This is a genomic window from Caenibius sp. WL, from assembly GCF_019803445.1.
Taxonomy (GTDB): Bacteria; Pseudomonadota; Alphaproteobacteria; order Sphingomonadales; family Sphingomonadaceae; genus Caenibius.
In genome coordinates this window covers 3,341,666-3,356,257 of record NZ_CP081844.1, presented here as the reverse complement: position 1 = coordinate 3,356,257, position 14,592 = coordinate 3,341,666, and the positions used below count along the sequence as shown (strand labels likewise).

The window sequence follows — 14,592 nt, the reverse complement described above, 5'->3', positions numbered from 1 at the left end:
GCAGAAAGATGCTGCACTGCGTACTCTCGCGGCAACTTGTCAAGCGGCGCGTCGTCCCCATCTAGGATGGGCGGCGCGATCCGGTATCGCGCCGCTCGTTATGCGTCTTGCGGCGCCATCGCCCGATGCGGGAAGGCCGGATATCGCTTTTCCGCGCGATGCGCTTGCGGGCATGGACATGTTGCTGCCACGATTTAAAGGCAGGAACGCAGGGAAACGGCCCCTATCGGCCATTGCGGAACGATTGCATGACTGCCCACGAAACCATCGACATTCCCGGTTCGCCCCAGCCCGCCGCGCGCGGCTGGCATGCCGCGATTCCGGATGACATGGACATGTTGCGCGCGGCGGTCGATCTGACGCGCGATATTTCGGCGGCCCGGCCGGGTATCTACTGGCCCGACATGCTGATTTCGGCGCTGGTGGGCTATGGCTGCATTGCCGTTGCCATTCTGGCGCGGAGCCCGGTTGTGTCCGTGCTGGCGGGGGTGGTCGCCGCGGTTGCGCTCTATCGGGCGTTGCTGTTCATTCATGAATTGACCCATATCCACAAGAACGCCCTGCCGGGCTTCCGCACCGGGTGGAATATTCTGGTCGGCATTCCGCTGCTGACCCCGTCCTTCATGTATGAAGGGGTGCACACGCTGCACCATGCCCGCACGCGCTACGGCACGGCGGACGATCCCGAATATCTGCCTCTGGCCCTGATGAAGCCGTGGTCCTTGCCGGTGTTCCTGCTGATCGCTGTGCTGGCGCCTTTCGCGCTGCTGTTCCGCTTTGCCGTGCTGGTTCCGCTCGGCGCGGTGATCCCGCCCTTGCGGACATATGTCTGGCAACGTTTCTCCGCGCTTTCCATCAATCCCGATTTCCGCCGCCGCCCGCCCGAAGGGGCCTTCAAGCGCATGGTGTTCTGGCAGGAACTGGGCGGCAGCCTGTGGGCGATCACTCTGCTGGCGAGCATCCATTTCCTCGGCTGGCGGCCGCTGCTGATCGCGCTGGTGATCATGTCGGGCACCGCGCTGCTCAACCAGTTGCGCACTCTGGTGGCGCATCTGTGGGAAAACGAAGGCGATGCGATGACGGTGACGGCGCAATATCTCGATTCGGTCAATGTACCGCCGCCCGCGTTCATGGCGCCGCTCTGGGCGCCCGTGGGGCTGCGCTATCACGCCCTGCATCACCTGCTGCCGAGCCTGCCCTATCATGCGCTGGGCGAAGCGCATCGCCGCCTGCGGGCGCAACTGGGCGGACAATCGACCTATGACAAGGCCAGCTATCCCGGCCTGTTCATGCTGGTCGGCCGTCTGGCTCGCAACACCATGCGCCGGGTCTGAACCGGCGGCTTCCGTCCAGGATGCCGGAGCGGGCAATGCGCGCCGCCCCGGCCCATGGAATCCTGTTTACTGGCCCGCTTCGGGCGCCTTGGGCTGTTCGTTGCCGGGCGTGGGGGTGGCCGTTTCGGTGGTCATCGGCGTTTCGGGCAGCGTGACATCGACGCCCGTATCGGGCTTGGTCACCCATTCGTCCGCTGGCTGCGGGGGTGTTTCAGGGGCGGGGAGCGCCGCTTCGGTCGCGCTCGGATTCTCGGTCGCTTCCTGATTTTCCGCTTTCTCGCCGCAGGCGGCCAGCGCGGCGATGCCCATCGTGATCAGGGCTGTCTTGGCCAGGGTCTTCATTCCGCTTCTCCTCGTTATGAAGCAAGGCCAGCTATTCTAACAGGCTGGAGAGCAGCGGTGAATACGCTTACTCCTCCGTCCGCATCAGCACCGTTTCACCGACCAGAAGGAACAGGAAAAACGGCCCCCACGCGGCCAGAAGCGGCGGATAACCGCCGAAATTGCCCATGGCGATGGCCGCGTTGTCTACCACGAAATAGGCAAAGCCCAGCGCCATGCCGATCACCGCGCGCACGAAAAGCTGGCCTGAACGGGCAAGGCCGAACGCCGCCACTGCGCCCAGCAGAGGCATGAGGAAAGCGGACAGCGGCCCGGAAAACTTGTGCCACCACGAAGCTTCCAGTTCGCCGGTATGGCGCCCGGCGGCTTTCAGCCGGTCGATCGACTGGCGCAGTTCGATCACGCTTTCCCCATCGGCATCGACACCGGTCAGCGATATGCGCTGCGGGGTGAGTTGGGGGGCGACGGTAAGCGGCGCGACCGGCTTCTGGACGGCCGACTGGACATCGAACGAAATCGGATCGGCCAGACGCCAGCCGGATGCGCCATAGGTGGCGGAGGGCGCACGCACTTGCTGAAGGACGATGCCCTGCGCGTTGCGGCGATACCAGGTGACATCCGTCATCCGCATGTCCGCGCCCCGGCCGGCAAGCTGGCCGATGGCGAGAATGTTGTCGCCATCGGCCAGATAGACGTTGGCCCGGACATTGGATTCCTTGGGCATTGGCCCGTATTTCTGCTTTTCCCAGACGTTCAGCGTGGCGGTGGCGCGGGTGACCACGCGTTCGTTGAACGCGAAGCTGAACGCGGACACGATCGCCGCCGTCAGCATTAGCGGAGCCAGGATCTGATGGGCGGACATGCCTGCCGCTTTCATCGAGATCACTTCGCTGTTCTGGTTCAGCGTGGCGAGCGTGATGATTGTCGCCAGCAGCACCGAATAAGGCAGGAAGCGCGCGATCAACTGGGGGACGCGCAGGCCGACATAGGCCCACAGCTGCGCTTCGCCATTGCCCGGATAGGCCAGGATGTCGCCGCTTTCGCTCAGCAGGTCGAGCATTTGGAGCACCAGCACCAGCATCACCAGCACCGCGAGGATACGGGTGATGAACGTCCGCGCGAGATAGAGCGTGAGCGTGCGCGAGGGGAAGAAATCAAGCCGCATGTCTGGCTTTCACGGCTTCCAGTCGCCGCTGTTGCGGCGAGAAGCGTTTCAGGTAACGGATAACCTTGGCATAGACCGATTCGAGGGCCCCGATGGCTTGCCCGCCGGGCACGAACGCCACGCGATAATACATCCACACGATCAGCGCGGCGAACAGGAAGAACGGCCCCCACAGCGCAATGAAGGGATGGATCATGCCGAGGCTGGCGACGTCGGCGCCGTATTCGTTCACTTTGTGATAGGCGACGACCAGCACGATCGAGACGAAGACGCCGAGCGAGGAGGTCGAGCGTTTGGGCGGAACGGCGAGCGCCACCGCGAGCAGCGGCAGCAACAGCATCATCACCACTTCGACCAGGCGGTAGTTGAGATTGGACAAGCTTTGCAATCGCTTGTCGTGGGGCAATTCCTTGTTCCAGCCGATCTTGAGCAGTTCGGGCAGGACATATTCGCGCTCTTTCTGCCCGCGCTGGCGGAATTCCTCGATCTTGGGCAGATCGATCGGCAGATCGTGCACAGTGAAGCTGAGCACGCGGGGCGAGGCTTTGCCGGTGTCCTGAATCAGCGTGCCATCCACCAGCCGCAGGATGATCGTATCCCGGCTGTCCGCCGTGGCGAGAAACCGGCCTTCGCGCGCGGAAATGGAAAGGACCTGCCCTTTCGCATTGGCGATCCGGGCGAAGACCCCGATCAATTTCGTGCCGCCGTCCTCGCTCCGCTCCACCCGTAGGGCCATGCGGTCTTTCAAGGTATTGAATTCGCCCACTTTGATCGAGGCCCCCAGGGCGCCCGAGCGCAACTGGAACTGCATCTGTTCATAGTAGTAGCGCGACAGCGGTTGCAGATAGCCGACGATCAGCAGATTCACGATCGCGAGCAGGATCGTCAGCATATAAGGCACGCGCAACAGGCGATTGTAGCCGAGCCCGACCGCGCGCAACACATCCAGTTCGCTGCTGGTGGCGAGCTTGCGAAAGGCGAGCAGGATGCCGAGCATCAGGCCCAGCGGGATTGCCAGACTGGCGTATTCGGGCAGGAGATTGGCCAGCATCTTGAAAACCACGCCGACCGGCCCGCCTTCCACGGCGACGAAGTCGAACAGCCGCAGCATCTTGTCGAGCACGAGCAGCGAAGCCGCGATGATGAAGACCGCGATCATCGGCAGCAGCGTCGCCTTGAGAATGTAGCGGTCTATGGCTGTCAGAAATTTCAAGCGGTTGGCCGTGATTGCGCGCGGAACGAGAGGTCTGCCCCGGCTATAGCGTGGCTTGCCGCCGAGGTCATGCATGTTTTGCGCGCGCCGGTACGCGCCGGGCGCTCAATGCGGCAAACGGCTGGGGGCAGGGCGGGCGGCGGTCAGGCCTTTTCCAGCGTGCATTGCAGCGGGTGCTGGTTCTGGCGCGCGAAATCCATCACCTGATTCACTTTGGTTTCGGCGATCTCGTAGGGAAAGATGCCGCACACCCCGACGCCTTTCTGATGAACGTGGAGCATCACCCGGGTCGCCTGTTCCAGATCCATATGGAAGAAGCGTTTCAGCACCATGACGACGAATTCCATCGGCGTGTAATCGTCGTTCAGCATCAGGACTTTGAACTGGCTCGGCTTCTTCGGCTTCGCGCGGGTCTTGGTGGCGATACCGACCTGGCCATCGCCTTCGCGCGAATCGTCCTTGTCGCCAGCGCGGGGGCGCTGGTCGCGAACGGCCGTGTGCATGTCCAGTTCTGTCGTCATAGGGGGAGAATATCGTATCGAAGCGGTCGGCTGCAAGGCCGCAAACCCCAAAAAGCGCAACCGCGCCGGGCTGCCGGCGGGCCGACCCGGCAAACGGGCAGGAAAACCGGGCCCGCAAACGAAACAGACCGGACAGTTCGCACTGCCCGGCCTGCTGGTGTCGCGCCGGGGGTAGGAGGCACCCGGCGCTAAGATATGAAGGTTCAGACGGCCTTCGAAACCTTGTCGACAATCAGGCTGACGCGGTTCGAAATCGGCGCGAACGTGTCGTTGCTCAGCTTGACGAGCTTTTCGGTTTCCTTCGAACCGAACGCAACGGCGGCGTCGAAGTTGCGGCGCATAAGTTCGCCCTGGAGCTGGAACAGCTCGGTCGGCGACTTGACAGCGGCCAGCTTCTTGAAATCGCCGGTGGCGGTTTCATAAGCGCTCTTCGTTTCAGCGACGTAGTCGGCGCTGATCGCCTTCACGCCGTTGGCGAGAATCTTGCCCGATTCAACAACGGCTTCGATGTTGCCCTTGGACAGTTCGCCGACTTCACCGGCAACTGCGCTGCCCTTGGCATAAGCGGCCTTGGCCTGGGTCTTTACGGTGCTCACAGCGTTGTCGAGCAGCTTCGAAAGATCTTTCTGCGTGGTGGCTTTGGACATGATCTTTTCCTTGATTTGGGGAATGGTCAGAGCATTTACGGCAGTTTTGACAGTCTTGGCCTTGCGCACGGGCGCAGCCTTCTTGGCAGCGGCCTTCTTCGCCGGGGCGGGCTTGGCCGCTACGGCAGGCTTCTTGCCAGCCTTGCGTCCCACGGCCTTCTTCGCCGGTGCAGCAGGCTTTGCCGACACGGCGGCGGCCGGTGCGGCCGGGGCCTTCACGGGTGCAGGCTGTGCTGCGGGCTTGGCCGCCGCAACGGGCTGGGCGGGAACCTTGACGTCAGCCACAACAGGCTTCGGCGTTTCGGCAATCTTCACAGCCGCAGCTTCGGGGGCTTTGGCTTTTTCGGCCGTTTCGATGGCCTTGATCTGGCTGTCGTTGGACATGCTCGCTCCTCGAACTTGGCCCCGATCGGGCTCATGTTGCAGTGCACAAAATAGACATCGCACATGCGAAGTCAAGTATTTTTTGTGCACTGCACAATAGCTCGCGGAGCGCGGCTTGAGGGCCAGTGCCGAGGAGGAGGGGAACTCTGTCTAAATCACTGCGGGAAAAGAGTAATCCTATCTTTAAATCGATCCTCAGCGGGTCTTGACGTACTGCCCCGGGGCCGGTTCTATGACGGAATCGTTCTTTCCGCCCGGTTTCCGCTTGCCGCGCGCGGCCACCGTTTTGTCGCCATGCGTGCGAATCCACTCGATCCAGTCGGGCCACCAGCTTCCCGGATGCTCCGTCGCCCCTGCGGTGAATTCCTCCAGCGAACCGGCCGGGTCTTCGTTGATCCAGTACTGGTACTTCCGCGCATCGGGAGGATTGACCACGCCCGCGATATGCCCCGAACCGGCCAGCACGAAGCGCATCGGGCCGCGCAGGTGCCGGGTGATGCGGAACACGCTTTCAGGCGGGGAAATGTGATCTTCGCGCCCGGCCTGGATATAGGCCGGCGTCTGGATGCGGGTGAGATCGATAGGCGTGCCGTCCGCGCTGAGGGCATCGGGCACCACCAGTTTGTTGTCGCGATAAAGGTCGCGCAGATAGGCCTTGTGCCAGAGCGCCGGGAGATTGGTGGTGTCGCTGTTCCAGTGAAGCAGATCGAACGCCGGATAGTCTTCCCCCATCAGGTAGTTGTTGATGACGTAGTTCCAGATCAGTTCGCGCCCCCGCAGCAGATTGAACGTGGCGGCGAGATAGCGCCCGTCGAGATAGCCGTCCTCGCTCAGTTCATCGACCAGCTTGAGCGGCAGGTCGTCGATGAAAATCTTGAGATCGCCCGCGCGCTCGAAATCGACCTGCGCGGTGAAGAACGTCGTGCTGGCGACCTTTTCCGCTTCGCCCCGGCGCGCCAGCACGGCCAGCGTCGCGGCCAGCGTGGTGCCCGCCACGCAATAGCCGAGCGTGTGGGCGGCGGGGACTTTCAGCCGTTCGCGCACCGCGTCGATCGCTTCGATCTGGGCCCGGATATAATCGTCCTGCGTCAGATCGCCCATCGAGGCATCGGCCGATTTCCACGAGACGACAAACACCGTCAGCCCCTGTTCCACGGCCCAGCGGATGAAGCTCTTCTTCGGATTGAGATCGAGGATATAATAGCGGTTGATCCACGGCGGGAAGATCACCAGCGGCGTTTCCAGCACTTTGGGCGTTGTCGGCTTGTACTGGATCAACTGGAACAGCGGGGTCTGATAGACGACATCCCCCGGCGTCACCGCAATATTCTCGCCCAGCTTGAACGCGGTGGGCGAGGTGTGAGTCAATTGGCCGCGTTTGAGATCGGCCAGCAGGTGCTCCATTCCCTTGACCAGATTCTCGCCCTTGGTTTCCAGCGTGCGGTCGACCACGGCGGGATTGGTGAGCGGGAAATTGGCCGGGCTCAGCGCTTCGATCAGCACGCGGGTGACGAACCGCATCTGGTCGCGCCGATCCTCGCTCAACCCCTCGAACGATTCGACCATCGCTTCGAGCTGTTCGGCGATCATCAGGTAAGTCTGATGGACGACGGCGAAGAACGGCTGCTCGCGCCATTTGGGATCGGCGAAGCGCTTGTCCTGGCGCGGCAGTTTCGGTTCGTTCGGCCTGTCTTCGTCAGCGGCCCCGCGGCCAAGGCCATACTGGCCGAGCACGCTGTCCCACAGAGTCATGCTGTCGGCCCACAGCTTCTGCTGGCGCTGCGGATCGGCCAGGGGCGACTGCTGGACGAAGCGCGTGGCCAGTTCCAGCCATTTGCCCGGATCGGTGAAGGGATTGGTGGGCATCGCCGCCCCGGCGCGCTCACTCTGGAATGCCAGCCACATGGTTTGCAGCCGGTGCGCGACACCCATCCATTCGGCCATCGCGCCCGGATCGGAAAACTTGTGCGCGGTCTGCGGCAGCATCTGCTGGAACCACTGCTGCGCCGCGTTGCCTTGAAGGGCGACCAACTGGCTGATCAGAGTGCCGAAGTCGGGTGATTGGTCTTCGCTCATCAAATCCTCCTCCCGCCATGCACGAATTTTCATGCAGCCCAAGGCGACATGTGGCAGGGGGATCGGCCATGATGCAAGGCGAAACGCCATTTGCGTGGTGGAGTTTATCGCCTAGAGTCATGGAAGCCCGGCAATCCCGCCGGCGAAAACGGAAATCTTAAGGTCATGGAAGACGAGTTTTACCGCATCAAGCGCCTGCCCCCCTATGTCATCGCCGAAGTAAACGCGATGCGAGCGGCAGCGCGGCAGGCGGGACGCGACATCATCGACCTTGGCATGGGCAACCCCGATCTGCCGCCGCCGCAGCACGTGATCGACAAGCTGTGTGAAGTGGCCCAGAAGCCCGATGCGCACGGTTATTCCGCATCCTCGGGCATTCCCGGCATCCGCCGCGCGCAGGCCAATTACTATGGTCGCCGCTTCGGCGTCGATCTGGACCCGGAAACCGAAGTCGTGATGACGATGGGCTCGAAAGAAGGGCTGGCCAGCCTTGCCACCGCGATCACCGCGCCCGGCGATGTGGTTCTGGCGCCCAATCCCAGCTATCCGATCCACACGTTCGGCTTCATCATCGCCGGGGCGACGATCCGTTCGGTGCCGACCACGCCTGATGAACGCTATTGGGAATCGCTCGAACGCGCGATGGCCTTCACAGTGCCGCGCCCTTCGGTGCTGATCGTCAATTACCCGTCGAACCCCACGGCGGAAACGGTGGACCTGGCCTTCTACGAACGGCTGGTGGCCTGGGCGAAGGAAAACAAGGTCTGGGTCCTGTCCGATCTCGCCTATTCCGAACTCTATTTCGACGGCAATCCGACCCGCTCGATCCTCGAAGTGCCGGGGGCGAAGGATGTGGCGGTGGAATTCACCTCCATGTCGAAGACATTCTCGATGGCGGGTTGGCGCGTCGGCTTCGCGGTCGGCAATGCCAAGCTGATTGCCGCGCTCAAGCGGGTGAAGTCCTATCTCGATTACGGCGCGTTCACCCCGATTCAGGCGGCGGCGTGCGCCGCGCTCAACGGCCCGCAGGATATCGTCGAGAAAAACCGCACGCTCTATCAGAAGCGCCGCGATGTGATGGTGGAAGCGTTCGGCCGGGCCGGTTGGGATATCCCGCCGCCCAAGGCTTCGATGTTCGCCTGGGCGCCGCTGCCTCCGGCGTTGAAGCATATGGGCAGCCTCGAATTCTCGAAGCAGTTGCTCACTCATGCCGAAGTCGCTGTGGCGCCGGGCGTGGGCTATGGCGAAGATGGCGAAGGCTATGTCCGTATCGCCATGGTCGAGAACGAGCAGCGTCTGCGCCAGGCGGCGCGCAACGTGAAGCGCTACCTCCAGTCGATGGGGGTCAACACCACGGCGGCATGACACGGCGGGCGCACGCAGTTTTTTGCGTGCGCCCCCAACAATTGCGTCAAAGCGGATTGCACTGCCGCCCGCCTTGGGCTAGTGGCCCGCTTCCCACGCAATTCTGCGCCTGAGGCCCGATGGCGGAGTGGTGACGCAGCGGACTGCAAATCCGTATACGCCGGTTCGATTCCGGCTCGGGCCTCCAGACTTTCGAACAAACCAGCCGATTGTCAGCTCCACCGTTCGGGCGTTTCATCCTTGCTGCTGACGCTGCTGTTGCTGGCGGACGCGCCAAAGCGCGTTCGTTTCATCCAGCTGGGGCATTTGCTGCTGGCGCGCGGGGAGAGCGTGCTCGTGCATCTGTTGCAGGGCCTGCCGCAACATCTGCCGCTGATATGCGTGCTGCCTGGCGCGCAGCCTGTCGCACTCTTGCTCCATGGATCGCGTTCCGTTTGCAAGGTCGGTTCGGCGCCCACTCGGGGCATGCGATCAACGCGCGGACGGCTTTCGGGTTTCGCGGTTTGCGGCGAAGGGCGTGCCGGGTGTGACGAAACGCCGGATCAGTGGCGCGCGCGCTGGAACTGGCGGTAGGCGCTGGGCGTCAGCCCGGTGAGCCGGCGGAAAGCGGTGGTGAACCCGGCAGGCCGCGAAAAGCGCAGCCTCTGGGCGATTTCGGAAATGGACAATGTCTCGTCCAGCAGCAGGGCGCGGGCATGATCGGCCCGCACGGCGGCGATATAGTCGGCCAGCGAACGCCCGGTGCTCTGGCGGAAAGCGCGCATCAGATGGCGGGCGCTGATGCCGCACAAGGTGGCAAGATCGCTGATGCGGCAGTCCCAGTTGCCGTCTTGCAGATGCTCGTCGATCCGGCGCAATTGCCACGGGGCAAGGCCGCCTGAACGCGCCGCCTTGCTGTCTTCGGCGAGAAGGCTGGCGAGTTCGCCGGACAGATAGATGCCCAGGCCTTCGATGATCGCGTTTGAAGCGAAGCCGGGCGCTTCCAGTTCGGAGACAATGCGTTGCAAAGCGGTGCGCACCGCGCCGTTGCGCACATTCATGCACTGTTCCAGGCGGGCCAGCGCGTCGATGCCCCCCATATCGCCGCGCAGGGGCAGAGTGCAGTTCAGCAGGCGGCGCGGCGGCACCGAATCGGCGCGGACCCTGATCGGCATCCCCGGGGGGATCAGCACGATGTTGCCCATCGAGACCTGCCATTCGGTGTTGTTGTTGCCGAGAAAGCACCCGCGCGAAGGATTGCTTTGCGGGGATAGCAGCAGGCTGAGCGCCGGGCGGTCGCGCAGATGGGTGCGGTCGATCCAGTCGGCGGCAGGGTGATCGGCGAGCACGACCTCGGTCTCGCCAGCGCTGAGCCTGCCGACGATGTTCCAGCCGAACTCTGCCAGATCGCTGTTTGCCATGGCGCGCAAAATAAGTCCTCGGCCGGGATCATGGCAAGCGTTGTGTTGCATGGCCCGCCCCCGGCCCGCGATCACAGCTTGATAATGCGGCACTCGGGAACGGGATGGGCATCCGCCTCGATCCAGCGCCACAGGCCGGTGCCCTTGCGATGGCCTGCCAGATCGATCCAGTTGCCGAAGCCCGGATCGCGGTCCGCGCAGACCAGCACCACGCGGCCATCCGCCTCGTAACGGGCCTGTGCGTTGTTCAGCCAGACTTTCTGATGCACGTGATCGAGCGATTCCATCCACCAGTTGTCGATCTGGAAATTCCACATGCGGCAGTTTGCGGGGGGCTGAACTTCGAGCACCAGTGCTTCATCCGGCGCCAGATCGAAATAGATATGGCCATACCAGATCTTGGGATCGCCGCCGCCGCGATAGAACACCGATTGATCGCCATCATAAATCCGGTTGGGCTGGCTTTTGAACCATTCGGACCAGTCCGCGAACGTGTTGGCGGTGCCGCGCACCCAGGCGGCCGAACCGCGCAACTGATCCGTGATCGCGGTGGGGGTCAGCAGCGCGGGGACTGCGGGGCCGTCGCCGATCCGTTCGATATGGAATTCGGCCGGGATCTGGGTCGCCTTGTCCTCGAACGTCTGCCGGATAATCAGGAAGGTGGTGTCTTGCGCCATCGGCAGCCAGTTGCCCGGCTGTTCCTTCGCGCTGACGATGATTTCGAAATTGCCATCGGCATCCAGCGCCACATCGGCGAATTCGATTTCGCCGGTGGATGTCATCGTGCCGTCGATGGCGTAGCGGTTCGCTTTCGATCCGATGCTGAGATAGGGTACGGTGCCGCGCTTGCCCCAGATGCGATAATCCCGGTCCCCGCGCACGACGGCCTGCTGATAGATATTGTCGGGATTGTCCGCCCCGATCTTGATCTTGTCATCGGTGAGCTGGAAAATCCGCGGAAAATCGGGATCGCCCGAATCCACCAGCATGTTGAGCGCGGTGCGCGTCAGGCGGCTGAGATAGCGCAATCCTTCGGCCTGATCGAATTCGCTGTCCGGCGCTTCCGCCCGGTCGAGCACTTCGCCCGCTTCGGCCAGCTGGGCGCAGAACTCGCGCCAGATATGCGACAGTCCGTGCTGCTTGCTTCCCGTGGGGCTGGTCATGATCGTCCTCTGCCTGTTTTCCCGGGGGCGATTTTCCTGCATTCCCGGGGCAGAGACCAGCCAATACGGCAGGGGGTCGTCCGTTTGTGGCGCCATGGCGAAAATCCGGCGCGAACAGGCGGCGCCCGGCGGGAAGCGGTCAGACGGGGCCGACTTGCGGCAGCAGCCGTTCGATATCGGCGGGATGGGCCAGATCGGTTCCGGGCGTCAGCACCGCCGCCGATCCCGCGGCGATGCCGAACCGGAACGCTTCCGCCGGGGTCTGGCCGCTGGCCAGGGCGAAGACCATGCCCGCCACGAAGCAGTCGCCCGCGCCGACGGTGCTGACGGCTTCGATCGGCAGAGCAGGAAGGCGGATGCAGCCGTCCTTGCTGGCCAACAGGGCCCCTTCGTGCCCCATGGTCACGGCGACGAGATCCGTCTGCCCGCTGGCGACCACGGCCTGCGCGGCGGCCGCAATCTCGCCATCGCTTTCGAGCGGCAGGCCGGACAACTGGCGCAGTTCGCCAAGGCTGGGCTTGAACAGGTGGATGTGCCCGCTTGCCAGCCCTTCGCGCAGCCCCGCGCCGGAACTGTCGAGCACCACCTTGATCCCGCGCGCCGCGGCGGTGGCGGCCACGCGCGCATAGAAATCGTCCGGTATCCCGGGGGCCAGCGATCCGCTGACAACGAGATAATCGCACGCGGCTGTCGCCAGAACGTCGAGGCAGGCCTGCCATTCGGCGGGTGCGACAGTGGGGCCCGCGGGAACGACGCGGTATTCCTGCCCGCTTCCCCGATCATAGAGCGAGGCGCTGATGCGGGTCGGCCCGGCGATGGCGATCGCCGTCCGGGGCAGCTGGTGCTGGTCCAGCAGCCCATCCAGCGCCACGCCGGTCGCCCCTCCGGACAGGTAATAGCAATGCGCATCGCCCCCCAGCCGTTTGAAAACCCGCGCGACATTGATGCCGCCGCCGCCCGGATCGTACTGTTCCTTGATCGTGCGCATCTTGTGCGTGGGAAAGACGCGATCGACTTCGTAAGCGGTGTCGATCGTCGGATTGAGAGTCAGAGTCGCGATGCTCGGCATGGGGGCATGATCACGTCTGGCGGGAGATCAGGCAAGGGCCGATTGCGATTATCCGGCCGCTGCGTCCGGTCGTTGAACTTGCGGCTTGCGCGGCGCGGGGCCCCGCCATTACAGTACACACGGAAGTCGTCTGGGATCGTGACGCATGAAATGTAATCGGCGCCTGTTTCTCGGCGCGGCCGTTGCGGGAACGGCCAGTCTGTTCGCCCCCCGTGCTTTTGCCCAGGTCCGCGCCGCCGAACGGCCGGACCTGCTGCCGCGCGCCCTGATGGCGCTCGATACCCATGCCTATCGAATCGCCAACCGCGATCTGGTCGGGCTGGTCGATTTCTCGGCCCATTCGCGTGAGGCGCGTTTCCATCTTGTCAGCGTGACCAATGGCAGAGTGCTGATTTCCTATCTCGTCGCCCATGGCAGCGGGTCGGACCCGGGCAACAGCGGCTGGGTGCAGCGGTTTTCCAACCGCCCCGGCTCGAACGCGTCGTCGGATGGCGCTTATGTGGTGGGGCCTTCCTATTATGGGCAGCACGGTTATTCCCGGCGGCTGGATGGACTGGATGCGGAGAACAGCAATGCGCTCCATCGCGCGATCGTGATTCACGGCGCGGATTACGTCAGCGGGCAAGTGGTGGAAAGCCAGGGCAGAGTCGGGCGCAGCCAGGGCTGCTTTGCCGTCAGCCGCCGCGATATCGGTGATGTCCTGGACCGGTTGGGCGTGGGCCACCTGCTGTTCGCGGCCAAGTAATCCGGCCTTTTCCTGAGCTAGGCCGGGGGAGGGCGGGAAATTTGCGCCCCGCTGGATAATTTCCGACAAAAGCGATTGCACCCATCGCGGAACGCCGATAGAGCGCTGCCCGCAGTGCCGCTTTAGCTCAGTTGGTAGAGCACATCATTCGTAATGATGGGGCCAGGTGTTCGAGTCACCTAAGCGGCACCACTTTTCCAATCATTTAGTAGACTTCCGCTCGGTTGGTAGATGTACCAATGTACATCTACTCTGCCGCTGCACCCGCGTTCTGCATGGACGAAGGCGTGGCCATGCGCCGTTTCCCGCTGCGCTATCGACGAGCGACGCCAAGCCCTGATCGCGGCTGCAAATCGTGCGGACCGACCCATCGGATCAGTTGGTTTGCGGCTTGATGGTGAAGCTGCGAATACGCTCATCCTTGCGCAAGGCGGCGACCAATTCGTCCATCGCCTCTTCGGTGTAACCGCTGGCAACGGCGGTATATTCAAACGAATGCCCGGTGAAATCCTGCCTGGTGACGCCGACTTTCAATCCATGATCCGCCAGAATCTGGCGAAACTCGGCGATGCTGCATTCTGCCGTGGCCTCGAACGCCACCGATATGTGCGCAATGCGGCGTTTAAGAGAGCGGTTTTCCGTTAGCGTCGCCGCGCCCAGGACCAGCACGGTGGCCACGGTTCCGGCGATCGCCAGTTGATAGAAGCCAATCCCGAAAAGCGTTCCGAGCGTTGCAGTGGCCCAGAGGGAGGCGGCAGTCGTGAGACCATGGACCGTGAAGCCCTCACGAAAAATGACGCCGCCGCACAGGAAGCCGATGCCGGTGAGAATGCCATGCGCCATACGCACCGGATCGATGCGAATAACGTCTATCGGCGTGTCGCTCAGCCAGGCCATTTGGTGCACCGCCGACACCATCAGCAGGCAGCAGGCCAGACTGACCAGGACATGCGTGCGCAGTCCCGCAGGGCTTGCGCGATATTCGCGCTCTGCACCGATGACAGCGCCTGCTATCATTGCCCCGACAATCGGCCAGATGAGCGTTTGGTCCAGGCCTTCCATGGCATCCTTCTTGAAAGTGTGGAGGCTTGCAGGCCGAGAGGCGACGAGGAGATGGATGGGGTTTCAGGCCAATCTATCGGGTTCTCCAGCCGCGTTCTTCCTGTTG

The 14,592-nt window shown here is 63.1% G+C and carries 14 protein-coding genes and 2 tRNA genes; 6 read left to right on the top strand and 10 right to left on the bottom strand.

Annotated elements, in window-relative coordinates; genetic code table 11:
- The first annotated feature begins 248 nt into the window (after positions 1 to 248).
- Positions 249 to 1,334: a fatty acid desaturase family protein gene (locus K5X80_RS16170; protein ID WP_222558725.1), complete on the top strand. Its 1,086-nt coding sequence runs from the start codon at positions 249 to 251 to the stop codon at positions 1,332 to 1,334.
- A gap of 66 nt (positions 1,335 to 1,400) precedes the next feature.
- On the opposite strand, the gene K5X80_RS16165 is transcribed toward K5X80_RS16170, so the two are convergent.
- The 6 genes from K5X80_RS16165 to K5X80_RS16140 form a co-directional block, all read right to left on the bottom strand.
- The gene (locus tag K5X80_RS16165; RefSeq protein WP_222558724.1) at positions 1,401 to 1,676 is read right to left on the bottom strand and encodes a hypothetical protein; all 276 of its coding nucleotides are present in this window, start codon (positions 1,674 to 1,676) and stop codon (positions 1,401 to 1,403) included.
- Between the two features lie 67 nt (positions 1,677 to 1,743).
- Complete coding sequence (gene lptG / locus K5X80_RS16160) at positions 1,744 to 2,841, bottom strand: LPS export ABC transporter permease LptG (RefSeq protein ID WP_222558723.1); 1,098 nt, start codon at positions 2,839 to 2,841, stop codon at positions 1,744 to 1,746.
- Entirely contained in the window at positions 2,831 to 4,054 is a 1,224-nt protein-coding gene (locus K5X80_RS16155) for an LptF/LptG family permease (RefSeq protein ID WP_222558722.1), read from the bottom strand. The genes lptG and K5X80_RS16155 overlap by 11 nt, the downstream gene beginning before the upstream one ends.
- 143 nt (positions 4,055 to 4,197) lie before the next feature.
- Entirely contained in the window at positions 4,198 to 4,557 is a 360-nt protein-coding gene (clpS, locus tag K5X80_RS16150; RefSeq protein WP_222560497.1) for an ATP-dependent Clp protease adapter ClpS, read from the bottom strand.
- Between the two features lie 221 nt (positions 4,558 to 4,778).
- The gene (locus tag K5X80_RS16145; protein WP_222558721.1) at positions 4,779 to 5,606 is read right to left on the bottom strand and encodes a phasin family protein; all 828 of its coding nucleotides are present in this window, start codon (positions 5,604 to 5,606) and stop codon (positions 4,779 to 4,781) included.
- A 195-nt stretch (positions 5,607 to 5,801) separates the two neighbouring features.
- Positions 5,802 to 7,682, bottom strand: coding sequence for a PHA/PHB synthase family protein (locus K5X80_RS16140; protein ID WP_222558720.1), 1,881 nt, complete (start codon positions 7,680 to 7,682; stop codon positions 5,802 to 5,804).
- A 165-nt stretch (positions 7,683 to 7,847) separates the two neighbouring features.
- Between K5X80_RS16140 and K5X80_RS16135 the strand changes: the two genes are divergently transcribed.
- The 3 genes from K5X80_RS16135 to K5X80_RS16125 all read left to right on the top strand — a co-directional run bounded on the left by K5X80_RS16135 (position 7,848) and on the right by K5X80_RS16125 (position 9,620).
- Entirely contained in the window at positions 7,848 to 9,047 is a 1,200-nt protein-coding gene (locus K5X80_RS16135) for an LL-diaminopimelate aminotransferase (protein WP_222558719.1), read from the top strand.
- Between the two features lie 113 nt (positions 9,048 to 9,160).
- Positions 9,161 to 9,234, top strand: a tRNA-Cys gene (locus tag K5X80_RS16130).
- A 53-nt stretch (positions 9,235 to 9,287) separates the two neighbouring features.
- Positions 9,288 to 9,620: a hypothetical protein gene (locus K5X80_RS16125; RefSeq protein ID WP_222558718.1), complete on the top strand. Its 333-nt coding sequence runs from the start codon at positions 9,288 to 9,290 to the stop codon at positions 9,618 to 9,620.
- Here K5X80_RS16125 and K5X80_RS16120 read toward each other — a convergent pair.
- The 3 genes from K5X80_RS16120 to K5X80_RS16110 all read right to left on the bottom strand — a co-directional run bounded on the left by K5X80_RS16120 (position 9,590) and on the right by K5X80_RS16110 (position 12,679).
- Positions 9,590 to 10,447: an AraC family transcriptional regulator gene (locus tag K5X80_RS16120; protein ID WP_222558717.1), complete on the bottom strand. Its 858-nt coding sequence runs from the start codon at positions 10,445 to 10,447 to the stop codon at positions 9,590 to 9,592. The genes K5X80_RS16125 and K5X80_RS16120 overlap by 31 nt on opposite strands.
- A gap of 71 nt (positions 10,448 to 10,518) precedes the next feature.
- The gene (locus tag K5X80_RS16115) at positions 10,519 to 11,610 is read right to left on the bottom strand and encodes a DUF1214 domain-containing protein (RefSeq protein ID WP_222558716.1); all 1,092 of its coding nucleotides are present in this window, start codon (positions 11,608 to 11,610) and stop codon (positions 10,519 to 10,521) included.
- A gap of 139 nt (positions 11,611 to 11,749) precedes the next feature.
- Entirely contained in the window at positions 11,750 to 12,679 is a 930-nt protein-coding gene (locus tag K5X80_RS16110) for a 1-phosphofructokinase family hexose kinase (RefSeq protein WP_222558715.1), read from the bottom strand.
- 145 nt (positions 12,680 to 12,824) lie between these two features.
- Between K5X80_RS16110 and K5X80_RS16105 the strand changes: the two genes are divergently transcribed.
- Positions 12,825 to 13,424 carry a murein L,D-transpeptidase catalytic domain family protein gene (locus tag K5X80_RS16105; protein ID WP_222558714.1) on the top strand — a complete coding sequence of 200 codons (600 nt, stop codon included), beginning with the start codon at positions 12,825 to 12,827 and terminating at the stop codon, positions 13,422 to 13,424.
- Positions 13,425 to 13,540: 116 nt separating this feature from the next.
- Positions 13,541 to 13,616: transfer RNA gene (locus tag K5X80_RS16100), tRNA-Thr, on the top strand.
- Between the two features lie 183 nt (positions 13,617 to 13,799).
- On the opposite strand, the gene K5X80_RS16095 is transcribed toward K5X80_RS16100, so the two are convergent.
- On the bottom strand, positions 13,800 to 14,486 hold the full coding sequence (locus tag K5X80_RS16095; protein ID WP_222558713.1) for an MgtC/SapB family protein: 687 nt from the start codon (positions 14,484 to 14,486) through the stop codon (positions 13,800 to 13,802).
- Between the last annotated feature and the right edge of the window lie 106 nt (positions 14,487 to 14,592).